24 protein-coding genes, 1 tRNA gene, 1 pseudogene and 1 riboswitch are annotated in these 24500 nt (G+C 59.1%); of the genes and pseudogenes, 10 read left to right on the top strand and 16 right to left on the bottom strand.

The genetic code is table 11. The annotated features are described in order from the left end of the window. Window positions 1-7 precede the first annotated feature (7 nt). Window positions 8-736 (bottom strand): ligase-associated DNA damage response endonuclease PdeM, encoded by a 729-nt coding sequence (gene pdeM / locus RS75_RS16595; protein WP_045022260.1) that lies wholly within the window; start codon window positions 734-736, stop codon window positions 8-10. Window positions 737-770: 34 nt separating this feature from the next. Continuing rightward, window positions 771-3362, bottom strand: coding sequence for a ligase-associated DNA damage response DEXH box helicase (locus RS75_RS16590; protein WP_234704287.1), 2592 nt, complete (start codon window positions 3360-3362; stop codon window positions 771-773). Between the two features lie 50 nt (window positions 3363-3412). On the opposite strand from RS75_RS16590, the gene RS75_RS16585 reads away from it, so the two are divergent. After that, window positions 3413-3916, top strand: coding sequence for an RrF2 family transcriptional regulator (locus RS75_RS16585; RefSeq protein ID WP_045022258.1), 504 nt, complete (start codon window positions 3413-3415; stop codon window positions 3914-3916). A 97-nt stretch (window positions 3917-4013) separates the two neighbouring features. Beyond that, window positions 4014-4475: a carboxymuconolactone decarboxylase family protein gene (locus tag RS75_RS16580; protein ID WP_045022257.1), complete on the top strand. Its 462-nt coding sequence runs from the start codon at window positions 4014-4016 to the stop codon at window positions 4473-4475. Between the two features lie 26 nt (window positions 4476-4501). Here RS75_RS16580 and RS75_RS16575 read toward each other — a convergent pair whose 3' ends face one another. From RS75_RS16575 to RS75_RS16565, 3 genes and pseudogenes are all read right to left on the bottom strand, one after another. Further along, window positions 4502-5143, bottom strand: a complete 642-nt coding sequence (locus tag RS75_RS16575; RefSeq protein WP_045022256.1) for a YitT family protein — start codon at window positions 5141-5143, stop codon at window positions 4502-4504. Between the two features lie 73 nt (window positions 5144-5216). Next, window positions 5217-5828, bottom strand: a pseudogene (locus tag RS75_RS16570) (YitT family protein). Between the two features lie 135 nt (window positions 5829-5963). After that, window positions 5964-6905 (bottom strand): class I SAM-dependent DNA methyltransferase, encoded by a 942-nt coding sequence (locus RS75_RS16565; RefSeq protein WP_045022254.1) that lies wholly within the window; start codon window positions 6903-6905, stop codon window positions 5964-5966. 169 nt (window positions 6906-7074) lie between these two features. Here RS75_RS16565 and RS75_RS16560 point away from each other — a divergent pair, with 169 nt between their 5' ends. Next, window positions 7075-7341, top strand: coding sequence for a DUF6460 domain-containing protein (locus tag RS75_RS16560; RefSeq protein WP_045022252.1), 267 nt, complete (start codon window positions 7075-7077; stop codon window positions 7339-7341). Window position 7342: 1 nt separating this feature from the next. After that, window positions 7343-7840, top strand: a complete 498-nt coding sequence (locus RS75_RS16555; RefSeq protein WP_045022250.1) for a CAP domain-containing protein — start codon at window positions 7343-7345, stop codon at window positions 7838-7840. A 5-nt stretch (window positions 7841-7845) separates the two neighbouring features. On the opposite strand, the gene RS75_RS16550 is transcribed toward RS75_RS16555, so the two are convergent. Both RS75_RS16550 and RS75_RS16545 read right to left on the bottom strand, forming a co-directional pair. Continuing rightward, a complete protein-coding gene (locus tag RS75_RS16550) occupies window positions 7846-8937 on the bottom strand; it encodes a quinone-dependent dihydroorotate dehydrogenase (RefSeq protein WP_045022248.1) in 1092 nt (363 codons plus the stop codon). Beyond that, window positions 8937-9290 carry a DUF952 domain-containing protein gene (locus RS75_RS16545; protein WP_045022246.1) on the bottom strand — a complete coding sequence of 118 codons (354 nt, stop codon included), beginning with the start codon at window positions 9288-9290 and terminating at the stop codon, window positions 8937-8939. Before RS75_RS16545 ends, RS75_RS16550 begins: the two co-directional genes overlap by 1 nt. 242 nt (window positions 9291-9532) lie before the next feature. On the opposite strand from RS75_RS16545, the gene RS75_RS16540 reads away from it, so the two are divergent. After that, window positions 9533-10183, top strand: a complete 651-nt coding sequence (locus RS75_RS16540) for a response regulator (protein ID WP_045022243.1) — start codon at window positions 9533-9535, stop codon at window positions 10181-10183. Window positions 10184-10294: 111 nt separating this feature from the next. Beyond that, entirely contained in the window at window positions 10295-10948 is a 654-nt protein-coding gene (locus RS75_RS16535) for a S24 family peptidase (RefSeq protein WP_045022241.1), read from the top strand. Between the two features lie 72 nt (window positions 10949-11020). Here RS75_RS16535 and RS75_RS16530 read toward each other — a convergent pair whose 3' ends face one another. Continuing rightward, the gene (locus tag RS75_RS16530; protein ID WP_045022239.1) at window positions 11021-11770 is read right to left on the bottom strand and encodes a polysaccharide deacetylase family protein; all 750 of its coding nucleotides are present in this window, start codon (window positions 11768-11770) and stop codon (window positions 11021-11023) included. A 26-nt stretch (window positions 11771-11796) separates the two neighbouring features. After that, window positions 11797-13092, bottom strand: a complete 1296-nt coding sequence (gene uppY, locus RS75_RS16525; protein ID WP_045022335.1) for a Wzy-type polysaccharide biosynthesis protein UppY — start codon at window positions 13090-13092, stop codon at window positions 11797-11799. Window positions 13093-13380: 288 nt separating this feature from the next. Here uppY and uppX point away from each other — a divergent pair, with 288 nt between their 5' ends. Next, the gene (uppX, locus tag RS75_RS16520) at window positions 13381-14673 is read left to right on the top strand and encodes a Wzx-type polysaccharide biosynthesis protein UppX (protein ID WP_045022237.1); all 1293 of its coding nucleotides are present in this window, start codon (window positions 13381-13383) and stop codon (window positions 14671-14673) included. A gap of 35 nt (window positions 14674-14708) precedes the next feature. On the opposite strand, the gene RS75_RS16515 is transcribed toward uppX, so the two are convergent. After that, on the bottom strand, window positions 14709-15470 hold the full coding sequence (locus RS75_RS16515) for a transporter substrate-binding domain-containing protein (protein ID WP_045022234.1): 762 nt from the start codon (window positions 15468-15470) through the stop codon (window positions 14709-14711). Window positions 15471-15640: 170 nt separating this feature from the next. On the opposite strand from RS75_RS16515, the gene RS75_RS16510 reads away from it, so the two are divergent. Beyond that, entirely contained in the window at window positions 15641-17578 is a 1938-nt protein-coding gene (locus RS75_RS16510; protein ID WP_045022232.1) for a glycosyltransferase family 2 protein, read from the top strand. 218 nt (window positions 17579-17796) lie between these two features. Here RS75_RS16510 and RS75_RS16505 read toward each other — a convergent pair whose 3' ends face one another. From RS75_RS16505 to RS75_RS16490, 4 genes are all read right to left on the bottom strand, one after another. Continuing rightward, entirely contained in the window at window positions 17797-18090 is a 294-nt protein-coding gene (locus RS75_RS16505) for a hypothetical protein (protein ID WP_045022333.1), read from the bottom strand. 52 nt (window positions 18091-18142) lie between these two features. Further along, window positions 18143-18868, bottom strand: a complete 726-nt coding sequence (aqpZ, locus tag RS75_RS16500; protein WP_045022229.1) for an aquaporin Z — start codon at window positions 18866-18868, stop codon at window positions 18143-18145. A 151-nt stretch (window positions 18869-19019) separates the two neighbouring features. Continuing rightward, window positions 19020-19093: transfer RNA gene (locus tag RS75_RS16495), tRNA-Gly, on the bottom strand. 57 nt (window positions 19094-19150) lie between these two features. Then, complete coding sequence (locus RS75_RS16490) at window positions 19151-20248, bottom strand: 2'-deoxycytidine 5'-triphosphate deaminase (protein WP_045022331.1); 1098 nt, start codon at window positions 20246-20248, stop codon at window positions 19151-19153. 73 nt (window positions 20249-20321) lie between these two features. Further along, window positions 20322-20400: riboswitch (SAM riboswitch) on the top strand. 43 nt (window positions 20401-20443) lie between these two features. On the opposite strand from RS75_RS16490, the gene RS75_RS16485 reads away from it, so the two are divergent. Together RS75_RS16485 and apaG are read left to right on the top strand one after the other, a co-directional pair. Next, window positions 20444-21628, top strand: coding sequence for an O-succinylhomoserine sulfhydrylase (locus RS75_RS16485; RefSeq protein ID WP_045022227.1), 1185 nt, complete (start codon window positions 20444-20446; stop codon window positions 21626-21628). 220 nt (window positions 21629-21848) lie between these two features. Continuing rightward, window positions 21849-22241 carry a Co2+/Mg2+ efflux protein ApaG gene (gene apaG, locus RS75_RS16480; protein ID WP_003514932.1) on the top strand — a complete coding sequence of 131 codons (393 nt, stop codon included), beginning with the start codon at window positions 21849-21851 and terminating at the stop codon, window positions 22239-22241. 61 nt (window positions 22242-22302) lie between these two features. Here the strand turns inward: apaG and RS75_RS16475 are convergent, their stop codons facing one another. Further along, complete coding sequence (locus RS75_RS16475; RefSeq protein WP_045022225.1) at window positions 22303-23292, bottom strand: Hsp33 family molecular chaperone; 990 nt, start codon at window positions 23290-23292, stop codon at window positions 22303-22305. A 245-nt stretch (window positions 23293-23537) separates the two neighbouring features. Beyond that, window positions 23538-24455, bottom strand: coding sequence for an ornithine carbamoyltransferase (gene argF / locus RS75_RS16470; protein WP_045022223.1), 918 nt, complete (start codon window positions 24453-24455; stop codon window positions 23538-23540). Window positions 24456-24500 lie beyond the last annotated feature (45 nt).

Below are 24500 nucleotides of genomic sequence, written 5' to 3'. Positions count from 1 at the left end.
GACACGCTCAGCCGAGCAGATTTGAAAACCGCACCGAATAGATGCGGTCCCGCCCCATCAGATGCGCGACGAGTGCAGCGTGATTGAAGAGGCCGCGCATGGCCTTGTGCCGCAGATCCAGCCCGCCGCTCATGACACCGAAAGCCGGCATCAAAAGCCGGGAACCATCGGTGGCGAAACAGGGTCGCCGCACCGTCTTTTCACGACGGCGAACCGTGGCCGATGGATGCAGGTGGCCGGCGATTTCGCCGGCGACCTCCCCTATTTTCGGCTCGTGGCGGAAGACGAGATTGGCGTAGAACATCTCGTCCACCGAAGACCCCGGCAGATCGACCGTACCATCAGGATCGTGATTGCCGTTGATCCATATCCACTCGCGGCCACGGGCCATCTCACGGATGAGGTCGCGCAGCATCAGCGGCAGATGCTGCGAGCCAACGCGATCATGGAAATTGTCGCCGAGGCTGACGACGATCTTCGGATCATAGCGGCTGACAAGGGAAGACAGGATTTTAAGCGTGGCGATGGTGTCGTAGGGCGGCAGCATCCGCCCGCGCCGGGCAAAGGCTGCACCCTTTTCCAGATGCAGGTCGGAAACGACGAGCAGCGACAGGTCCGGCAGGTAAAGCCCGCCCAGCGGATCGCACCAGGCAGCGACGCCGTTCACGGCGGTTTCGCTGCCGAGGCATTCGAAGCCGTTGGAAAACCTGTCGCTCAATGTCAGCCGGCTCAGCACGTTTACCTTCGTTCCTTCATTCCGATCCGATGCTTCAGGACATCGCCTCGGCGATCAGCTCGTCTGCCGCCTCGGCCAGCACCTGATCCATCGCCTCACCCGCCACCGTCTCGCGGCCGATTTCCAGCATCACAGGAACGGCAAGCGGCGAGACGTGCTCCAGCGCGCGGTGGGTGGTGTGCCCCTTGATTCGCTTCAGCATATCGCCAAGACGACCAATATCCAAAAGTCCCGCCGCCGCATCGCGTCGCGTCGCCTCCAGCAGAATATGGTCCGGCTCATGGCTGCGAAGAACGTCATAAATAAGATCGGCGGAGACGGTGACCTGACGGCCGGTCTTTTCCTTGCCCGGATGACGGCGTTCGATAAGGCCGGAAATGACGGCGCAGTTGCGGAAAGTGCGCTTCAGCATGAAGGATTCGTCCAGCCACGCCTCCAGATCGTCGCCCAGCATGTCCTCATCGAGAAGTTCGCCAAGCGACAGGCGGCGGGATTTCAACCGACTGCCGATATCGTCCATGGCCCAGATAGCGAGCGAATAATCGGTGGCGACGAAACCCATCGGTTTTGCGCCCGCCCGCTCCAGCCGCCGCGTCAGCAGCATGCCCAGCGTCTGGTGCGCCAGCCGCCCCTCGAAGGGATACATGACCATGAAGAAGCGCTTGCGGAAGGGAAAGGTCTCGACCAGCAGCTCGTCGCGCCGGGGAATGATCGATTTCTCCTTCTGGATCGCCAGCCAGTCGCGCACCTGATCCGGCAGCGCCTGCCAACGGGCGGGATCGGCGAGCATCGAGCGCACTTGATCCGCAAGGTATGTGGAAAGCGGAAACTTGCCGCCGGCATAGGAGGGTATTTTCGGATCCATGGAAAAGGCCTGCGACACCAGACATTCGCTCTCGCGGATCCCTTCGAACCGCAGAACCTTACCGGCAAACAGGAAGGTATCGCCCTGCACCAGCTGTTCGAGGAAATATTCCTCGACCTTGCCGAGCGACATGCCGCCGCGCCCGACCGAACCTTTGGCGTTGCGCTTGACCATGCGGACATTGAGTTCCGCCGCCTCGACGATGGTGCCGAGGTTGAGGCGATATTGCTGCGCGACGGCCGGATTGGAGACGCGCCAGCGGCCATCCTTCATCTGGCGGATGCGGGCATAGCGCTCATAGGTGCGCAGCGCATAACCGCCGGTGGCAGTAAAATCCACCACCCGGTCGAAGGTGGCGCGCGGCAGATCGGCATAGGGTGAGGCGCTCGTCACCTCGCGGTAGAGATCATCCGCGTCGAAGGGTTCGGCGCAGGCCATGCCGAGTACATGCTGGGCGAGAACATCGAGCGCGCCTTCGGCGATGGGTGGTGTGTCCTGCGCGCCGATATAGTTCGCATCCAGTGCCGCGCGGCACTCCATCACCTCGAAACGGTTGGCGGGAACGAGGATCGCCTTCGACGGCTCATCCATGCGGTGATTGGCGCGGCCGATACGCTGGGCAAGGCGGCTTGCGCCCTTGGGCGCACCGACATGCACGACAAGGTCGACATCGCCCCAGTCTATGCCGAGATCGAGCGTGGAGGTGGCAACGACGGCGCGCAGCCGGTTTTCGGCCATGGCTGCCTCCACCCGGCGACGCTGGGCCGTATCCAGCGAGCCGTGGTGCAAAGCTATCGGCAGATTGTCGTCATTGATGGTCCAGAGTTCCTGAAAGATCAGCTCCGCTTGCGAGCGGGTGTTGACGAAGACCAGCGTGGTCTGGTGCTCTTTCAGCGCCGCATACAAATCCTTCATGGCGTAACGCGCCGAATGGCCGGACCACGGGATGCGTTCTTCCGTGTGTAGAATGGCGATGTTTGGCTTGGCCCCACCCTCGACCGTTATAAGACCTGCGGGCGGTTCCCCCTGCCCCTGCGGCGCAAGATAACGGCGCAAGTCCATCGGTTCCGCCACCGTGGCCGAGAGACCGATGAAGCGCACATTCGGGGCGTGCCGGCGCACCCGGGCAAGCGCCAGCGACAGCAGATGGCCGCGTTTGGAAGTGACGAGTGAATGTAATTCGTCCAGCACCACATATTTAAGGTCGCGGAAAAAGCGCTCGGCCTCCTTGTTGGCGAGCAGCAGCGATACCTGCTCCGGCGTCGTTAGGAGAATATCGGGCGGCCTGATCTTCTGGCGCTGGCGTTTTGCCTGCGGCGTATCGCCGGTGCGCGTTTCGATGGAAATCGGCAGGCCCATTTCGGAAACGGGTTTGGTGAGGTTGCGCTCGATATCCACCGCAAGCGCCTTGAGCGGCGAGATATAGAGCGTATGCACGCCGACAAAGGCGGAACCGGGCGGAACCTTGCCGCGTTCCGCGAGATCGGTAAGCGAAGCCATGAAGCCGCCCAGCGTCTTGCCGGCGCCCGTCGGCGCAATCAGCAGCATGTTCTCGCCGCCCCGCACCCGCGCCATAAGCTCTAATTGATGGGCGCGTGGAGACCACCCCTTTTCGGCAAACCATTTCTGGAATGGAAGAGGCAAGGTGCCGACCTGCGTGCCGGAAATGGGAGACTCTGCGTGTTTCACGCCTTCAAGGTAGTGAAAAACCTGCAAAAAAGAAGAGCGCAACACGCCCGCTTGACAGGAAAGCATAATCATGGATAAATAATATCCATGATACAGAAGCAAACCACAAAAGAGCAAGTCGGATGAAACTCGGCGACGGCGTTGAACAGGCTATTCACAGCGTGAGCATGCTGGCGGGACTTTCCGAAGGCGGCGTGCTTTCGGCGGCGGCGCTGGCCGAGTTTCACGGCGTTTCCACGAGCTATCTCCTGAAGCATCTGCAATCGCTTTCCGGCGCTGGGATCGTCACCACCGTGCCGGGGCCGAAGGGCGGTTATCGTCTCGCCCGGACGACCGACAGGATCACGCTGCTCGATATTGTTCTTGCCGTGGAGGGACCGCAGCCTGCCTTTCGTTGCGCGGAAATCCGCCAGCGTGGGCCGAACCCCTTGCCGGGACGTTATTTCACCAAGCCCTGCGGCATCAATGCCGCGATGCTGAAGGCGGAGAAGGTCTACCGAGCCGAACTTGCAAAAACCACCATTGCCGACATTGCGGGCGACCTTGCCGCCACTGACGATGGCGGTATTGCAGCACGCGGCTGCGCCTTTCTGGAGCTGAACGAGCGCAAGACGACAACGCGCTGAGACCCAAAGACAGGATCACCGAAATACCGGAAGCGTCACCGCTTTCCGGAATGATGACGCATACCCTTAAACCGACCCAACCAATGGAGAGAGAAACATGAGAACCCGTTTGAATTACGCCAAAGCATCTCCCGAAGCCTTCAAGGCCGTAATGGCGCTGGAAAACTACGTCCAGAGCAGCGGTCTTGAGCGGCGCTTCGTTCACCTCATCAAATTGCGCGCCTCGATCATCAACGGCTGCGCCTTCTGCGTGGATATGCATGTGAAGGAAAGCCGCCATGACGGGCTTTCCGAACAGTGGATCAACCTGATGAGCGTGTGGCGGGAATCCCCCGTCTACACCGAACAGGAACGGGCGTTGCTTGGCTGGGTGGATGCGGTGACGAAGATTGCCGAAACCGGCGCTCCGGATGACGCCTTCGAGGCCCTGAAGGCGCATTTCTCCGATGAGGACATCGTGAAGATCACGGTTGCCATCGGCGCCATCAACACATGGAACCGCATCGCCGTCGGCTTCCGCTCGCAGCACCCGGTAGACGCCGCGGCCAGGGCTGCCTGAGCCACCTTGACCGCCGCAAACGACCGCTACATGGCGATGTAGCGGTCGTTTCGGTGATTGATGGCGAGTGTGAGGTTCATGACCAGCGCCCCAAGGATAGAGCAGATGATGACGAAGGGCGTCGCAACGAAGAACGAGCAGGCCAGCACCATGCTATCGAAGGCGAGCTGGACGAGGCCCGCGCGCCAGCCGAAACGATCCTGAAGATAAAGCGCCAATATGCCGAAACCGCCGAGGCTGGTGCGGTGGCGGAACAGCGCCAGCATGCCGGCCGCGACCGTCAATCCGCCGAAAAGGGCTGCGGCAACCGGATTGATGCTCTGAAAGGCAAAAAAGCCCGGTATATATTCGGAAAGCAGCGCCGTCATGGCAATGGCGCAGAAGGTCTTGACCGTGAAGGCAAGGCCGAGACGGCGAAAGGCGAGATAATAAAACGGCAGATTGGCGAGGAAGAACACCGCGCCGAAGCTGAAACCGGTGGAATAATGCGCCAGAAAGGCAAGACCCACCACGCCGCCGGTGAGAAGGCCGGCTGCGGAAAACAGCGTCACGCCGAGTGAAACCAGCATGCTGCCCGCCAGAATACCCTGCGCGTCCTCCAGCAGCGAATGACGATCCGGCGCGGAGGCCCAAAGGTTCAGGCGCCTGCGCGCACTCGTCTCGTCCATGCCTGTTCCCCCGATTTTCCGATCCTTGCCGAGCTATTGCGCCCGAGCGCGGTGGATTTCAAGCATGCCTCGCTCAGCGTACGACGATATACCTGTCCGAACGATGATTGATGGCGAGGAACATGTTGAGGACGAAGGCGCCGACAATCGAATAGGCAACAGTCGCAGGGTCGATGACGAGGAAGGCGCAGAGCATCACAAAGGCGTCGAAGGCAAGCTGGATCAGACCCGCGCGGATGCCGAAACGGTCCTGGACGTAGATCGCCAGAATGCCGATGCCGCCGAGGCTGGCGCGGTGGCGATAAAGCGCCAGCAATCCGTAACCCAGAAGCAGCCCGCCGAGCAGCGCCGCCCAGAGCGGATTGATGCTGTCGATGACCATCCAGCGCGCTTCCACTTCCGTCAGGACAGAAACGAGGCCGATGGCGATGAAGGTCTTGACGGAAAAGGCCAGACCGAGGCGGCGGAAAGACAGGTAATAGAACGGCAGATTGACGAGGAAGAACAGGAGGCCGAAGCTGATGCCGAAGGCATAATGAATGAGAAAGGCGACGCCGGCGGTGCCGCCGGTCAAAAGGCCGACCTTGTTCAGAAGCTAAAAGCCGAGCGCCGACACGATGGCTCCGGTGACGATGCCCTGCACGTCTTCCACCGGCGCATGTTTGGCCGGATCCGAACTCCACATGCTGTAAACGCTTCTCGTTCTGCTCACGCTTTTTTCCCTCAGGTTCCCGCGTATTTTGCACTGCAACAAACACGGGATCAAGATGGATACGTAAGGACGACTGACCTATCGTGAAAAAGGCAAGAAACGGGATGTTCAGCCATTGGCGCGGGCAAGAAAGAGAATGCCGGCAAGGGGTTTGCCGGCATCCTTGCGAATGGTGGTCTCGCGGATATCGATGAGGGAAAAGCCCGTCCGCTCGAGAAGGCCGATCACGTAGCTTTTCGAATGGGCATAACGCAACGTTTCCCTCAGCACGAAACCTTCATCCTCTCCTGCATCCTCCACCGAAAAGGCGAAGAAACCGGAGGGCGCAAGCAGGGCCGAAACGAGCGGCATGACGGTCTCGAGACTGCCGAGATACATCATCACATCGGCAGCGGCGACGAGACCGGCGCGGTGTTGCGTCATGGCCGGGCTGAACAGACCCGAGGCGGCGGCATCCAGCGAAAGATCGGCCTGGCCGAGATAGTCGTAAAGACCTTTTTCTTCCGCCTTGGCGAGCATGTTCTGGGATAGGTCGAAACCTTCCAGCCGCTTTGCAAGCGGGCGGATTTCCACACCGAGAAGACCCGTACCGCAACCGATATCGACGATGGTGTCAAAAACGCCGCCATCCGCCGCCTTGCCGATCAGCTCCGCCAGTTTCTGCGGCACGCTGTAATCCAGCTTGGTCACGAGCGAGGTTTCGAAACGATCCGCATAGTCGTCGAAAAGCCCCTCCACATAACGGCTGGGCGGTTGCTCCGGCGTTTCCACAGCCCCGAGGACCGCGAGTTTCAGCTCGGCTGCAAACAGCCCTTCCGCATCCAACTCGGCCACTTTTACGTAAGCGGCCACGGCTTTGTCCGTCTCGCCTACCTTTTCAAGATATTCCCCGAGCCGAAACCAGCCCGCAGCCCATCTCGGCGCAAGTTCCAGCGCCTGTTCGACGAGTTCGGCGGCAGCGGCGTAGTCGCCGCTTTCCGTCAACATGCGGGCATAGTCCATCCGGCGGTCGGCAGTGACGTCACCGGAAGAAAACTGGTTTGCGGCCATTCATGATTTCCTGAGAAGATGTTGGCTGTCATTTATCAAGCCATAAAAAAACTCAAGTCCTATTTCATGGCCCGTCCGTGGAATTAGCGGATATGACGCGATATAGTGCACCGAAACTTGTATCGAAGCGGTTCGCTTCATATGTCAGGACAAAACAGGAGACTTGCTGATGGCCGGTGAGGTCAACAAAATGCTGGGTGATACGGTGGCCCGCACCGTGGTGAAGCTGCTGGTGGTTTCACTGCTCGTCGGCTTTCTCATGGCAATCTTCGGATTGACGCCATGGAACATCATATACAGTGCACGCGACTTCGTGGTCGATCTGTGGCGCAGCGGTTTCCATGCGCTGGGCGCAATTGGCGACTATCTGATCCTCGGAGCGACGATCGTTATTCCCATTTTCATCATCCTGCGCCTGCTGAGCTACCGCCGCTGACATGACCGATACATCGCTTCAAACGCTTTCACGGCGTGGCTTCGTGCTGCTTTCCGCCGGTTCCGTTCTTTCCGCCTGCGTTTCCATGCCCACCAACAAGGGCATGCCGTCAGGCACCCGCGACGAGACGGCGGCGGCGCTTCCAATGGTCAACGAGTTGCGCCGCTCGAAGGGCCTTTCGCCGCTCGCCATCAACGGCTCGGCAAGTGGGGCTGCCGCTTATCAGGCAGGCCGCATGGTCAAGGCGCAGAAGATGGCGCATCTGATCGGCCTGACCGACAGCTTCCTCATCCGCATGAAGGACGGCAAGGTGCCGCTACCTGCGGCGGAAAACGTGGCAGCCGGGCAGGACAGCGTCGAGCGGGTGGTCAAGGCCTGGATCGGCTCCAGGCACCATCTCGAAAACATGCTGGGACCGTATAACGGCCTCGGCGTTGCGGTTGCCTATGATGCCGCCAGCCGCAACCGGCCCTATTGGGCGATGGTGCTCTGCGCGTGAGACGCTCAGCCTAGCTTGCGGTCGGCCCAGCGGTCGACCGTGCTGTCGCGCAGGTCGCGAATGGACTGCACGCCTTCGCGGGCGACCAGTTTCGACAGGCCCTTGACGATGGACGACGGCAGGCCGGGGCCTTCATAGACCATGCAGGAATAGAGCTGCACGAGATCGGCCCCTGCCCTCACTTTTTCCAGTGCCGTCTCCGGCGACGAGACACCACCCACACCGATAATCGGCAGATTGGCGCCGACGCGCCGGCGCATCTTGGCGAGAACCGTGGTGGAAAGCTCGAATAGCGGCTTGCCGGACAATCCGCCGGCCTCGCTCTTGTGCGGGCCGGGCCGCAGGCCTTCCCGTGAGAGCGTGGTGTTCGACACGATCAGGCCATCGAGATCATGGGCCAGCGTTTCTTCCGCGACGTCATCCAGTCCCTCCTCGGTCAAATCGGGCGCGATCTTGAGGAAGACCGGAATGCTTTTGCCAAAGCGTTCGGCTTCCACTTTCCGGCGCTCCAGCACCGCTTCAAGAAGTGCGGCAAGGCTTTCGCGCGCCTGCAAGTCGCGCAGGCCCGGCGTGTTGGGCGAGGAAATATTGACGGTGAAATAGGATGCGACGGAATAAAAGGCCTCTATGCCCTGCACATAATCGGCAATGCGGTCTTCGCTATCCTTGTTGGCGCCGATATTGACGCCGACGATGCCACGCAGCTGTGCCTGCTTCAGACGCTCCAGCGCGGCCGCATGGCCTTCATTGTTGAAACCGAGGCGGTTGATGACACCTTCATCCTCGACCAGTCGGAAGATGCGCGGCTTGGGGTTGCCGGATTGCGCATGCGGCGTGACGGTGCCGATTTCGGTGAAACCGAAGCCGAGCCGCAAAAGCGGTCCGGGCACCTCGGCATTCTTGTCGTAACCCGCCGCCATGCCGAGCGGATTGGGGAAAACGAGGCCAGCCACGGTCTGCTGCAGACGCGGATCGTGCGGCACCATGCAGGTGGGCAAAAAGCCGCTTTTCAACGCCGCCACGGACAGCCCGTGCGCCTTTTCCGGATCGACCAGAAACAGGCCCTTGCGGCCGATAGAGGAAAATAATCCGCTCATCACAAAATCTCCGGAAATTGGTGGTGGCCATCGTCACCGAGCGAAAGCGGTGTTTCCCAAAGCACGGCGGTGAGGGGAAGAGGAGCATAGAGGTGGGGGAAAAGATCGCCGCCTCTGGAGGGCTCATAGACCAGCTTGTCGCCGAGCGCCGCTCCGTCGACCGCGATCAGAAGCAGTTCGGTCTGACCCGCAAAATGCCTGGCTGCTGTCTCGGCGGCCTGTTTCGCCGTCGAAAAATGAATGAAACCATCCGTCAGATCGATGGCGGCGCCTTCGAAGACACCTTTTGCCTTGGCTGCATTCCACAACATCTCCGGCACGATTTTATAGATGATCGCGGGCGTTTCCTGCATGGGGCTCTCCGAAGGCTTTCCAAGGCTTTTCAGTCTGGGCGGTTTGCCGCAAAGCGGGTCGATTGTCCACAGTTTCCACGGCATTTTTATTACCGTGACGGCTGCCCACAAGCTTTTTCTTGTAATGCGGAACCGATTGGAGCAACCTTTGGGCAGAGGAACCGGAAGCGTTCAGACTGCCGGAAACTGGAGTGCACCAGACCTTCTGAAGAACCGCATAACGCCCTTGGGAGGGGGCCAGAATGTCGGAACTTGTCATTATCATAGCGGACGACCACCCGCTTTTTCGAGGCGCCCTCAAACAGGCCGTATCCGGCCTCGACGGGCAGCAGACCATCATGGAAGCCGGGGATTTCGAGGCCGCCCGAAGTGCTGCGACAGCGTGCAGCGACGCCGATCTGATGCTTCTCGACCTCGCCATGCCGGGGGTAAGCGGATTTTCAGGCCTGATGGCGCTGAGAGCGGAATTCTCCAGCCTGCCGATCGTCATCGTTTCGGCAACGGACGACGCGACCACCGTTCGCCGGTCCATCGAACTCGGCGCTTCCGGTTTCATTTCCAAATCCTCGGGCATCGACGATATTCGCGATGGCATTCGCACGGTTCTGGAAGGCGATGTCTGGATACCGGAGAGCTGCCAGGGCGACAAGGAACACGACCCTGATGTGACCGACCTCATCGGCCGGCTCAGAACGCTGACGCCGCAACAAAGCCGGGTTCTGAGCATGCTGGCCGAAGGCTTGCTGAACAAGCAGATCGCCTATGAGCTGAATGTTTCGGAAGCCACCATCAAGGCGCATGTCTCCGCGATCCTGCTGAAACTCAAGGTCGACAGCCGCACGCAGGCTGTGATCCAGCTTTCCAAGATCAACACATCGGCCATGGTGGCGTAACCAAGGATTTTATTCCTTTATTTTCTTTACTCCTGACCGGATATGGTCTAAATTCCGGGCGTAAAAGACAGGAGCTTTTCCGCCACCTGCTCCACCTGCGGGCTTTCTATCATGCTTTCACACGAGACGATCTGGAGCGCCATCGATACGCTTGCCAAGCGTCATGAGCTGACACCTTCGGCTCTGGCGAAGCGTGCCGGTCTCGACCCCACATCGTTCAACAAATCGAAGCGCTTCGGCCCGGACGGCCGCAAACGCTGGCCTTCGACGGAATCCGTATCCAAGGTGCTGGAGGCGACGGGGGCAAGCGTCGACCAGTTTTTCGGCTATGCTTTCAGCAAGGCCGCCCAGACGATGCAACCTTCCGGTCCAGACAATGCCATTCCCCTGCTCGGTTTTGCGCAGGCGGGTTCCGGCGGCTTTTTCGACGATGGCGGTTTTCCGGCCGGTCAGGGCTGGGATGTGGTGGAGTTCCCTTCTTCTCCCGAGCGCAAGCAGGGCGTTTATGCGCTGGAAGTGCAGGGCGAAAGCATGATGCCGCTTTACCGCGACGGCGACATCCTCATCGTGGAGCCCGGCGCGCAGGTGCGGCGCGGCGACCGTGTGGTGTTGAAAAGCCGCGAGGGCGAAGTGATGGCCAAGGTGCTGGCCCGGCAAAGCCCCAAGAATATCGAGCTTCTTTCGCTCAATCCCGAACATCCGAACCGCAGCTTCGACATGGCCGACGTGGAATGGATCGCCCGCATCATCTGGGCCAGCCAATAGATCCCCGCAACTTTGGGCGCAGGCTTCACGCTTCCGGCGGTAGGTCTCGGCGCGCGCGTCAACACACTTCCTTTACAGGCCGAGTGTACTTGCAGCGGCGTCGACCGTCATGATCTTCGCACCGCCGGACGCCGCCTTGCGGACGAGGCCCTGAAGTCTGTCTCCCGGGCAACCGTAAAAGCTCGGCGTCTGCGAAACATCGTGGGTGAAAATGACGAGCCAGCCGCCCTTTTGCAAAACGTCGTCGAGCCAGTGATCGGCGGCATCGAGATAGTTTTGATCGGCGCGCAATTCGACCGCGGCAAGATTATACGGGTCGATGTTGCCCCGGTTGATGCCGGGCATGATGCCGCGAGCGGTCCTGAACCTGCGCCGCAGCAGGGGCTGCATGACTGGTGAGGCCATGCCGAAAGGAACGGAGAAATTCCGCATGTGCCGGCTTCCATCGAACGATCCCAGCACGCTGTCGTTACGATCGAGATCCTCCTCAAGCCCGCGCCGTGAAAAACTCGAGAGTTTGCGATGGGAAAAGGTATGGCAGGCAAGCTCATGGCCGGCCGCAGCCAGTTCCGAGCAGCCTTTCGTGGAAATCATCTCCTGTTTATCGTGCTTGTCGATGAAAACGCCCGCAATGTAAAACGTCCCGCAAACACCCTCGTTTTCCAGGATGCGCGCGCCCTCCGTCCAGGCAGTCGCCGGTACATCGTCGAATGTAAAGGAGACGATCGGTTCGGACGTTTCGATCCGCACCGCCGGTCCCGGAAAGTACCGCACGAACCGATTATTGATCCGGTCTGCAAAGGTCCCGATTTTCTGCGCCATGCATAGCCCCCCGGCCTGTCTGCAATTTACTGTCCCTGTTCAAGTATGTCGTATGCCTGATGTCTCAAACAATAGATTGCGATCAGCAACGAAGACCAGATAGGCCCGGTTCCGGTAAAGAAATTACTCTCAAGACACGAAGAAAGCAGCGCATACACCCAAATTCGTGCGAAAAGCCGTGTCAATCCCGAATCCGTGCCCCTCTCCACCGCAGTCCGGAAGTCGTTTGCGGGTATGATGACGAGCCATATGACGATGAGGATAAAGGCTGGCAGGCCGCCATTCAGCAGGCTTTCCACATAGCCATTATGGGCATGGAAGGCGGAAACAGCCCAAGTGCCAGCAATATCGGCCTGCGCCAGAAGCCGGTCGCTCGTCCAGAACGCCTGAAAGCCCTGCCCGAAAATCGGCGATTGCGCGAAGGTGTCGAAGGACAGTCGCCATATGTCCGTTCGGCCGGTGAAGGTGGAATCGATCCCCAGACTTTCGACCAGATCCCGTATGCTTGGAAAATAGGTGGAGCCGACCGCGAGGATGTTGAGGAAAGCCAGAAGACCGCCGATCATCAGCAATGTCCGGCCGGCATGCCTTTCCATGATCCAGACCAGCGCGATGGTGACGGGCAACAGCATTGCCGCAGTTTTCCCGTTGGTCTTCCAGAGGAAGAAACCCGCCAGCAGTGTGATTGCGATGCCGCCGACCGTCGACCAGGCATTGCGCAGGTAAAGGCCGATCATGAAAAGAATGATCATGGCCGGAGCCGCGGCATTCTTGTGATTGAAGATGCCGCGCCAATCGCCAGCAAGCGCTTTTTCATCAAGATCGTAAGGCTGGTGGATCGCACGCGAGCGAAGAAAGATCACCCCGAAATAACAGAGCGCAAGCAGAATGACGGCGAAGACGGCTATCATCCGGTCGAACTGCCGCCGGTCCCTCGGCATGACGACGAGGACGCTGGTGATGAAGCACAGGAGGGCTGTAAAGAGCAGGCGTTGCAGCGAGGTGCCGGGCTCGGTGCCAATCACCGAACAAATCACAAGCCAGGAAAACAGCAGCAGAATGGGCAGACGCGGCCGCAACAAAAGCCCCGTCAACCGGTGGCGCAGGGCAAAAACGCCCAAAATCAGCGCAATCACAAGCCCAGTCAGCTGGTTCGCGGCGGCGTGCGGCACGGGCGGAGCCGCGAGATTTTCAAAAGGCGCGACGGATATCCAGATATAGAGCATCGTGACGACGAAAAAAATCGCGTCGCGACGACTGCCCGAAAGGGACACAGCATCGCTTTGCGCAGACATGGACTGCGTGTCAGCGAAACGCGGCATGGTCGCCTGCATCGGGAACGGATAATCGGATCATTGGCCTGCCTTGTGACGAACAACGAAACCCATTTGAAACCGGGCCATGTCCAAATAACCAGAAACAGTCATTATCATCATTATTGTGCAATTGCTTTAACCCTCTCTTACCTCAAGGAGGCTAAGACAGGAGAAACTGCCATTCATTCAGGTTACCGCCCTTTGGATTGTCACCCGGTTTCCGGCTTTTTCAGTTCACCAAATTTAAAAAACAGGGCAGCTATCTTTTGAATTCGCCCGGCGATGCCGGAAAACATGGAGAATGAGGTGTCGTTGAATACGCCGCGGCTCGGCCATCTTGTCAGACTGGGATTGACCTATATGGCATCCGGCGGGGCGCTTCTGATGTCCAGCGCCGCGCAGCTTTTGACCTTCGCCCTGCTTGCCCGCCATCTCGGCGTCGAACAGTTCGCGCTTTACGCCTCGATCACGGCCGTCACCAATCTCGGTGTCCAGATCTGCGGTATCGGTTCGCAGGAATCGCTCATCCGCCGCGTGGCGCAGGACCGCAGCATGTTTCCCGTCATGCTCGGCCACAGTTACCTGTTGAGCGCCGCGACCGGCGTAGCGCTGACCATCGTCGGCATGGTAACGATCCCCGTGTTTTTTCCGACATCGGAAACATTGCTGCATACACTCATCACCACCTTCCTGATTCTGGTGACGAACCTCGTTTTTCTGAAGGTTATTTCGCTTTCCACGCAAAGCTTCATCGCCCATTCCAACTTCGCTTCGGCCAACAAGCTGGAAGTGATGTTCGCCGTCGCCCGCACGATTGCCGCCGTGGTCGCCTGCCTGGTCTTCAAGGTGGAAACGGTGGAGGCCTGGGCCCTGTGGAACCTGGCCGCTCACATCGTTGCAGCGGTAATTTCGGTCAAGGCTATCGGCCGGCTCGGCAGGCCCGTCTTCCGGATCGTTCGCGAGGAAATCCGCATTGGCGTCCTGTTTTCGACGCAGTTCCTGTTCAAGGCCGTGCGTGGCAATGCCGATATTCTCGTTCTCGGTGCAGTTGCCAGCGCCGAGGTTCTGGGCAGCTATTCCATCGCCCGGCGAATTCTCGACAGCTCCTATCTCTCGGTGGAGGCTCTCAACCGGCTGATCTATCCGGGTTCGGCCTCAGCCGCCCTTCAGGGCATCACCAAAACCATAGAACGCGCCTATAATGTGCTGAAGGCGGCGCTTGTCATCGCAGCCGGTAGCGCTTTGGTGATCTTTATCATCGCGCCCTTCCTGCCGCTGTTGTTCGGCGACGAATACGTCTCGCTGCCCATGATTACCCGCGTCCTTTGCTGGGTCGTGCTGCCAATGGCGGTTGCGGCGACCGCACTTGAGGCGCTTGGCGCATCCGGGCGACAGGATATTCGCGCCAAGATATGGAACAGCGGCAACCTCATCGGCTCCGTCGTTGTCGCCTTCTTCACCTGGTCCTTCAGCATTTCGGGAACGATCGGCAGCTACTTCCTGGTGGAATCCGCCATCGCCGCCGCCGTATGGATCGCGCTTTTGCGATTGCGGCGCAGCGACCCGTCCTTTGCGCCAGCCAAATAGCCAACGCCGGAGACGATCCGGATAGCCGGATTTCTCTAATAGAGGCCGTAGGGGAAATAACGCCGGTAGATTTCCTCCAGCCGGCCGTTGCGGGAAAGTGCTGCCAGGGCCTGATCGAAGGCCGGCACAAGCACGTTGTCCGGATCCACAGCCATGATGGAAAGGCCTTCGCCCAGAAATCTGTCGGACATGTAAGGGCCGCCGAAAATTGCGCAGCAGCCTTCGGACGTGCTTCCTGAAACCCAGAAAGGCAGGCGCAGGCCATCGGCGAAAATGGCGTCTACCTTGCCTGTCTTCAGCGCTTCATACATGGGTTCATACCCATTAAAACCTTCAGTCGTCGCTTTCGGAAAAAACGCCTTGAGCATCTGTTCGTGCCGTGAGCCTGTGACCGCGCCCACCTTCTTTCCCGACAGGGCGTCGGCACCGGAGCCGGTGAATTTCGCCGCCTTGTTGACGGCAAGACGGGCGGGTAACAACAAATAGGGACGCGAGAAGGTGAAACTCTTGCGCAGATCGGCCGTGGTGGCGAGGCCGGAAATCACCGCTTCGCCCTCTCCCATTTCCAGGGCCGCCTCCAGCTCGTCAAACGGCAGCGCCTGCACCTGACATTTGCTTTCTATCTTCAGCTGGGAGCAGATTTCACGCACCAGATCGACATGGAAACCCGCAAGCCGGCCTTCCTGATCGGTAAAATTGAATGGCGGAAAATCGACCGACATCAGAAACCTGACCCGGGGGACGGAAGAAAGATCGCCGCCCGGAAACCGCTCCTGCGCGTCGAACAACACCGGCATGCGGCCTCCGTCCGATAGGCCTTCCGCATGAAGTTTTCCAAAAATACCAACAAATTGTAAAGCGATAGCTAAAGTAAATGCAAGACTTATATTTCGCGTTACATTCGTCATTCTCATCTATACTGTCCACAGCAGGAAGTTGGGCGTTACCATGACGACGGCGGCGATGCATGGATTATTTTAGCCATTATACACGAGAATCGTTTCACACGACGCCGGCGAAACGAAAAATTCCGTTTTCGCTGAAGGACGACAATCCGCCCTGGAGTTTTCCCGAAGGGAACGAAACAGGAGCGGCGCGCTTTCTTTCATCGCTCGGATTCGGCAAGCCCTATATCAGCACATTCGAAGAACAGGCCCTCGAAAACGGCTCGACGGTGGAAGAGGAGTTGCTGGCAAGCGGCCTTGTCGAGACGGATGCATATTTCGGTGCTTTTGCCAGATTTCTGCGATTGCCGTTTCTCCCGGAAATCAATCCGGAACGGGTGGCGGACATAAACCATCTGGATACGCAGCTTGCCGAACCACGGATCCTTCGGCTGATACCATCAAACAGCAAACCAGCACTTCTGATCGTGCCGGAACTGGGGCGGATGGAATTGCTGAAGCGCATGCTCGATCAACATCCACATCTTTTCGACGAACTTGCCGTAACCACACCGCAAGCCATGCGCAGCGCGATCTGGAAGGCGGGTGAGACACGCCGCTGCCGGGAAGCGCGCCAACAGCTTTTCAACACCACGCCGCAGCATTCCGCCAGGATCACGCTGCACGGTGAGCAGGGTTTTATAAGCGGCGTTTTCGTTACCCTGCTCATTCTGTCGCTGCTGTTTTATACGCAGGCGGCTCTGGCTTATATTCATGTCACCCTGACGATGCTTTATCTCTCAACCCTGCTTTTCAGGTTGTTTGCACTTGTCCACTCGTCCAGAGAAAACGATGTGAAAACCATCGTTCCGCTCCAGCAGGACGGGGAGCTGCCTGTCTACACCGTTCTCGTGGCGCTTTATCGCGAAGAGGCCATCGTCGCGCAACTTGTCAATGCGCTTGAGCGGCTGGACTGGCCCAAATCTCGGCTCGACATCAAGCTCGTCTGCGAGGCCGATGACGAAGCGACGATCGAGGCTATCCTGCGGACAAACCCCGGTCCGCATATCGAAATCGTCAGGGTGCCGCCGTCCCTGCCCCGCACCAAACCGAAGGCCCTGACCTACGCGCTCTCCGGCGCGCGTGGTGCGTTCGTTGCCGTTTACGACGCCGAAGACCGCCCCCATCCACAACAACTACGCGAAGCCTACGCCACCTTCCATGATCAACCGGACGACGTGGCCTGCCTGCAGGCTCCGCTTATCATCAGCAATGCTCGCTCCTCCTGGCTCAGCGCCTGTTTCGCACTGGAATATTCCGGCCTCTTCCGCTGCATGCTGCCCGTTCTCGCCGCACACCGGCTGCCGCTGCCGCTTGGCGGCACATCCAATCATTTCCGAACCGCCGTATTGCGCCGGGCCGGTGCCTGGGACCCTTACAATGTCACGGAAGACGCCGATATAGGCCTCAGGCTGCACAGGCTCGGTTATCGCTGCGGCGTCATCCGGCGACAGACACTGGAGGACGCGCCAACCTCGCTTCCGGTCTGGTTGAGCCAGCGCGCACGCTGGTACAAAGGCTGGCTGCAGAGCTGGCTGGTGATGACCCGCGCGCCCTTTACCACTGCGCGCCACATGGGCTGGGTCGCCTATCTCGTCTTCCAGCTGCTGATCGGCGGTATGCTTCTGTCGTCGCTGGCCCATCCCTTGCTGTTCGTTTCCTTCGCCTTCATGGTCATGACGATCAGCGAAAATGGCGCGGGTATGCTGCTTTCCTGGCAGGGCCTTCTGTTTTTCATCGATACGCTGAATATTTTCGGAAGCTACGCCATCTTCGTGCTGATGGGCCGAAACAGGATGATACCTTACGAGAAACAACAGATCGGACAGCGCTGGTTGGCGATCCCGCTTTACTGGCTGATGTTGTCAGTCGCGGCATGGCGCGCTGTGGCGGAGTTGAAAACCAGCCCCTTCGTCTGGAACAAGACACCCCATATGCCGGTCGTCAAAAACACGACCTGAGAAGACATAGGCAATTAAAGAGGCGCGTTCCCAACGCTTCTTTTCGCGACACGCAGGACGCGCCTCACCGTTTTCAGCTTGCGCTGTTGCTTTTTGCAAACGGTTTCGGGTTACGGCGGGGCTCGCCTATAGATGCAGCATAAACCAAAACACCCTGCCGAACGAGGTTCCTCCTCCGGCAAGGTCTATCGCTTCATCACAACAGCGACTGAACAACTTTATTTGGCGACGAGCTTGTTCTTGATCAGGCCGACGACGACCTGGACGATCAGGCCACCGATGCCACCGCCAACGAGCTGGCCGGCAAGAGCGCCGATATCCATGCCGCCGGCTGCCGCAGTTCCACCTGCCCCCAGCAGCGATCCGAGTACGCTTCCTCCACCGATGCCGCCAACGGCGCCCGCAATCAGGTTGCCGAGCGAGCCGAGATCGGAATCCTTCAGTATTTTTCCGCCGGCCGTACCGCCAATCGCACCACCGACAATTTGGGTCAATATCGAAGTAAGATCCATGTCATCCTCCTCACTGGTTTCCCCGACCATTCGGGGAAACAAAGCTTCCCATTTATGTCTGAGCGGGCTGGACAGAACCGGCGTGGCCGACTTTCTCTTCCTCGCCAAAAACTTTCCAGACCACGGCGCCGATAGCACCGCCGAGGATTGGAGCAAGCCAGAACAGCCAGAGCTGTTGCAGCGCCCATCCACCAACGAACAATGCCTGTCCCGTCGAGCGGGCTGGATTGACGGAAGTGTTAGTGACCGGAATGGAGATCAGATGAATAAGGGTAAGGGCAAGGCCGATGGCAATCGGCGCAAAGCCAGCTGGAACCCTGCCATGTGTCGACCCCAGAATGATGATCAGGAAAAATGCCGTCAAGATGACCTCGATCAGCAGCGCCGAGACGAGGGAGTATCCGCCCGGCGAATGTTCACCGTAACCATTGGCGGCAAAACCGCCAATTTCGGCCCCCGCCTTACCGGTGACGATGACATAAAGCGCGCCCGCCGCCACGGCAGCCCCCAGAACCTGCGCCACTATATAAGGAACGAGGTTCGATGCCGGGAATTTGCCGGCAACGGACAGACCGACGGAAACGGCCGGATTGAAATGACCGCCCGAAATGCCCCCGACCGCATAGGCCATGGTCAGAACCGTGAGACCGAAGGCGAAAGCGACACCGAGAAAGCCAATGCCGAGTTCTGGAAAAGCGGCGGCGAAAACCGCACTGCCGCAACCTCCGAACACGAGCCAGAACGTACCAAGAAATTCCGAAAGAAGCTTGCGACTCATAACACCATCCCCAAATGCTACGACTGCATCAACTATTACGTGCAATTAAATCGTAGTCAAGATAAATCGTGTAGGCGCCCGGACACCCATATAAAGCGGCAGCGGCCATGCTTTTTTGCTAATCAGGAAGGCTTTCGGCTGTCTTGAAAACTGGAGCGGGTGAAGGGAATCGAACCCTCGTATTCAGCTTGGGAAGCTGCTGCTCTACCATTGAGCTACACCCGCGCCTGAAGCTAAGACATCCGACAGTTTGCAGCGGGTGTCAAGCATCCGGCAAGGTCATTATGCGGGTCGAAAATGCTTGGACAGCTTCAACCCCTGCGCCTGATAATTGGAGCCGAGGCCGCTGCCGTAGAGGCCTTCCGGCTTTTGCAGCATGTGTTCGTAAACCAGCCGGCCAACGATCTGGCCATGTTCGAGAATGAAGGGCACTTCGTGGCTGCGCACTTCAAGCACGGCGCGGCTGCCTGTGCCGCCCGCCTGTGCGTGGCCAAAACCGGGATCGAAAAAGCCGGCATAATGCACACGGAACTCGCCCACCAGCGGGTCGAAAGGGGTCATTTCCGCCGCATAAGACGGGGGCACGTGTACGGCCTCGCGTGAGACAAGGATGTAGAACTCATCCGGATCGAGGATCAGCTCGGCGCGGCCGCGCGCATGGAGCGGCTCCCAGAAATCGAGAACGTCGTGCTGGGCCTTCTTGTCGACATCCACTACCGCCGTGTGGTGTTTGCCGCGATAGCCGATCAGCCCATTCTCGCCGAAACCCTTGAGGTCGATGGAAAGCGCGATGCCGCCGCCGGTCACATTCGGGGTTTCGCTGGCGACCAGCGTTTCCCTCTCGTGCAATTTCAGAAGCTCGCTTTCGTTGAGCAGCGAATGGCCGATGCGAAAGCGGATCTGCGACAGGCGCGAGCCGCGACGCACGACGACGGGGAAGGTGCGCGGGCTGATTTCCAGATAAAGCGGACCGGCATATCCCGCCGGTATCTTGTCGAATTCCTGCGCATTGTCGGTCATGACGCGGGTGAAGATATCAAGCCGCCCCGTCGAGCTTTTCGGATTGGCCGAGGCCGACATTTCCGCCGGCAATTCCAGGCTTTCCATCAGGGGCACGATGTAGACGCAACCGGTTTCCAGCACCGCGCCCTCACTCAGATCCACCTCGTGCAGGCTGAAGCGGTTGAGCTTGTCGATAACGCGGGTTCCGGGACCGGGCATGAAGCTGGCGCGAACGCGATAGGCCTTCGAGCCCAGCCGCAGATCGAGGCTGGCGGGCTGCACCTGATCAGCATCGAGATCGGCCTCGCTTTTCAGCTTACCGCCCGCAAACAGCGCCCTGATAGCGCCGTCCGCCAAAATGCCCGTGGTTCTGGTCATGGTCATCATTCCTTTTTACGGCGACAAAACCAAAAGGAAAGCATTGACGCAAGCCGGTAACGGCAGTATGGCAAGCTTATCCCGTGGTGATTTGGCCGGTCGGCTTGCAGCCACGTTAAACAAGTGGCTAAAAAGACCGGGTGCTAGGAACCGGTCTGCTTTTGCGGCCGGTTTTTTTGTTTTGAAGGTGATCACATGAGCAATAAATGGCGCCCGGCAACCCAGCTCGTTCACGGCGGTACGCTACGCTCACCCTATGGTGAAACGTCGGAAGCAATCTATCTGACCCAGGGTTTCGTCTACGAAAACTCCGAAGCCGCCGAAGCGCGCTTCAAGGGCGAAACGGATGGCTTCATCTACGCCCGCTATGCCAGCCCGACCAATGACATGTTTGAAAAGCGCATGTGCCTGCTGGAAGGTGCGGAAGACGCCCGGGCGCTTGCCTCCGGCATGGCCGCCGTCACCGCCGCCATCATGTGCCAGCTGCGCGCGGGCGACCATATCGTCGCCGCACGCGCCCTCTTCGGCTCTTGCCGCTGGGTGGTCGAGACGCTCGCGCCTAAATACGGCATCGAATGTACGCTGATTGACGGACGCGATCTCGAAAACTGGGAAAAGGCGATCCAGCCGAACACCAAGCTGTTTTTCCTCGAAAGCCCGACCAACCCGACGCTGGAAGTGGTGGACATTGCCGGCGTGGCGAAGCTCGCCGACCAGATCGGTGCGAAGCTGGTGGTCGACAATGTTTTCGCGACACCGCTTTTCCAGAAGCCGCTCGAACTCGGCGCCCACATCGTCGTTTATTCGGCGACAAAGCATATTGACGGTCAGGGCCGTTGCCTTGGCGGCGTGATCCTTTCCGACAAGAAGTGGATCGAGGAAGAGCTGCAGGATTATTTCCGCCACACGGGCCCGGCTATGTCGCCGTTTAACGCCTGGACGCTTCTGAAAGGCATCGAGACCCTGCCGCTGCGCGTGAAGCAGCAGACGGCCAATGCAGGCAGGATCGCCGATTTTCTCGCCGACAGCGGCAAGGTCGGCAAGGTCATCTATCCCGGCCGCGCCGATCACCCGCAGGCAGACATCATCGCGCGGCAGATGACCGGCGGCTCGACGCTCGTTGCTTTCGAACTGAAGGGCGGCAAGGATGCAGCCTTCGCGTTGCAGAACGCGCTGGAAATCGTAAAGATCTCCAACAATCTCGGCGATGCCAAGAGCCTCATTACCCACCCGGGCACCACGACGCACAAGAACCTGACCGACGAGGCGCGCGCCGAACTCGGCATTTCCGGCGGCACCTTGCGTCTTTCCTGCGGCATCGAGGATACGGACGATCTGCTGGAGGATCTGGCAAAGGCTCTGGCGGCCGTTTCCGCCTGAGAATTCAATCGACACATCGCTACGGCCCCTCTTCACGTCGGGCCGTGGCAAAGCCCCTGGTGTCAGGCAACCAATATTTACCTTTACCGTTATCCCTAACGGTGGAAAACGGCGCAACAGAAGATGCCTCCTGCCCGTCAAGTCGTTCATTTTCTTGACGATAGCCAGAACCTGTAGTGTAGGATAATGGCGGCAGGCATAATATCGAGGTGTGGCGCGTATGTATCGTGCTCTGACAAGGGATATCGAGGTAACGGTCGATCCGTATTATCTCGAAGAACAATCCGACCCGGATGACGACCGTTACGTCTGGGGCTATAAAGTCGTGATCTCGAACAATTCCGATGTTCCGATAACGCTCGTCAATCGCTATTGGCATATTACCGACCAGAACGGGCAGGTGGACGAGGTCTACGGACCGGGCGTCGTTGGCGAGAAACCGCACCTGAACCCGGGTGACAGTTACGAATATTCATCCGGCTGCCCGCTGGATACACCGTCGGGCCTTATGTTCGGCCATTATGAAATGGAAACGGACAAGGGCGAGGTGTTCAACGTCACCATACCCGCCTTCTCTCTGGATTCTCCCGGCCTGTTGCGGGTCCTGAATTGATGCAAACGCACCGATGCGGAGCCGCGCTGTTCAAAAGCGCGGCCTCGCCAGTGACAGTGTTTCAGACGTTGTCAAACTCGCTGATATCGTAACGATAGGTCGTCGAGCAAAACTCACAGGTCACGGCAATTGCGCCGTCTTCCTCGCTCGCCTTGATCTCTTCGGCGGTGAAACCGGAGAGCACATCCTTGATTTTCTCCCGCGAGCAGCTGCAACGGTCGAAAATGATCTGCGGATCGTAGATGCGCACGCCGCTCTCATGGAAAAGCCTGTAGAGCAGACGCTCCACCGGCACCTGCGGGTCGGTCAGTTCGTCGGTATCCACCGTGTTCAGCAGCGTTACCGCTTCGGTCCAGGCATCGTCCTCCCCGACTTCATAATCACCCTCATCACCGTCACCACCGTGGAGGTCACGCATGCGCAGACGCTCCGGCGCCTGCGGCAGGAATTGCGCGATCACCCCGCCCGCACGCCAGCCGTGGCGCGGCTTGCCTTCGCCATCACGGTCGAAGAACTCGGCGACGCCGAGGCGCACGCGGGTGGGAAGCTGTTCCGACTGACGGAAATAAACCCCGGCGATTTCTTCCAGCGATGAGCCGTCCAGCGGCACGATGCCCTGATAGGGCTGCATGCCGATACCTTGATCGATGGTGAAGGCCAGAATGCCGGTGCCGAGCAATTGTTCGGGCGAGGTCTCCCCCGCCGCAACCGCCTCCGCCAGCCGCTCCTCATCGAAACGGGCATAGGCGCGCATGCTTTCGGGCGCAGTGAAATCCGCCACCAGAAGATCGACCGGGCCGTCGCCCTTGGTCTGAACGGTCAGCTTGCCGGAAAACTTCAGGGACGTACCGATCAGCGCCGTCAGAACCGTCGCTTCCGCCAGCAGCCGGGCGACTACATCGGGATAATCGTGCCGATCGAGGATGGCATTCAACAGCGGTCCGACCTGTACCGCGCGGCCGCGCACGTCCAGACCTTCGACCTGAAAGGGCACAACCTTGTCGTCACCAGCTAAATCGAGATTGTCCAGTTCAACCGTTACATCTGCCATATCATAACTCCTTGGCGCAGCCGTTGCGCCGCTACCGTCCAAAAGTCCGGCTTTTAAAATGTACTTTTTTCGCTTGTCGCACAGAGATCCGGGAAGCGAAACCGCCTCCGGGAAAAATCGTGCAAATCGTGATTATGGCCCGCCAGCAAAAACCGACGAGCCTTTTCGAAGTCCCACAGATGGTAATGTGTCCGGCCAAGTTCAAGCACCTTTCCTGACCACTGATCAGGAAGGGTTGAGAGCCGTCAGATGACGCCCAGGCACCATGCGATGATGGACTTCTGCGCATGGAGCCGGTTTTCCGCCTCGTCGAAGACCACCGATTGCGGCCCGTCGATCACAGCGTCCGTCACTTCCTCACCGCGATGCGCCGGCAGGCAATGCATGAACAGCGCCTCCTTGTTGGCCTTCGCCATCAGCGCTTCATTGACCTGATAGGGCTGGAAGATATTGTGGCCGCGCGCCTTGTGTTCCTGGTTCATGGACACCCAGGTATCGGTAACGACGCAATCCGCTCCCGCCACCGCCTTGTCGGCATCATGATACAGCCTGACGTCGCCGCCATTGTTGCGTGCCCAGTTCAGGAACTTGTCGTGCGGTTCCGAACCCATCGGCACCGCCATCGCCATCTGGTAGCCGAAACGGGCGGAGCCTTCCACGAAGGAATGCAGCACGTTGTTGCCATCACCCGTCCAGGCGATTGTCTTGCCTTTGACCGGGCCGCGATGTTCCTCGAATGTCAGTACATCCGCCATGATCTGGCAGGGATGCGTGTCGTCCGTCAGGCCGTTGATAACAGGCACCGTCGCGTGTTCGGCAAGCTCGAGCAGGCGCGAATGATCCGTCGTGCGGATCATGATGGCGTCGACATAACGCGACAGAACCTTGGCCGTATCGCCGATCGTTTCGGCGCGGCCGAGCTGCATTTCCGTGCCCGACAGGAATAGGGTCTCGCCGCCGAGCTGGCGCATGCCGACATCGAAGGAGACGCGGGTGCGGGTGGACGGCTTTTCGAAGATCATCGCCAGCATCTTGCCGGCCAGCGGCTTCTCCGCCGTGCCGGTTTTGGTGGCAATCTTGCGTGTGCGCGCATCATCAAGAATTGTCCGCAGATCCTCCGACCCGACGGCCGAGAGGTCCAGAAAATGTTTTGGTGAAACCATTCTAATCTGTCCCATGCTTGCGAACCCCTGAAGAGAGGTCCGCCC

The sequence above is a fragment of the Rhizobium nepotum 39/7 genome (genome assembly GCF_000949865.1).
Lineage (GTDB): Bacteria > Pseudomonadota > Alphaproteobacteria > Rhizobiales > Rhizobiaceae > Agrobacterium > Agrobacterium nepotum.
The sequence above is the reverse complement of the archived record's forward strand: the minus strand, read 5'-3'. Positions and strand labels throughout refer to the sequence as shown.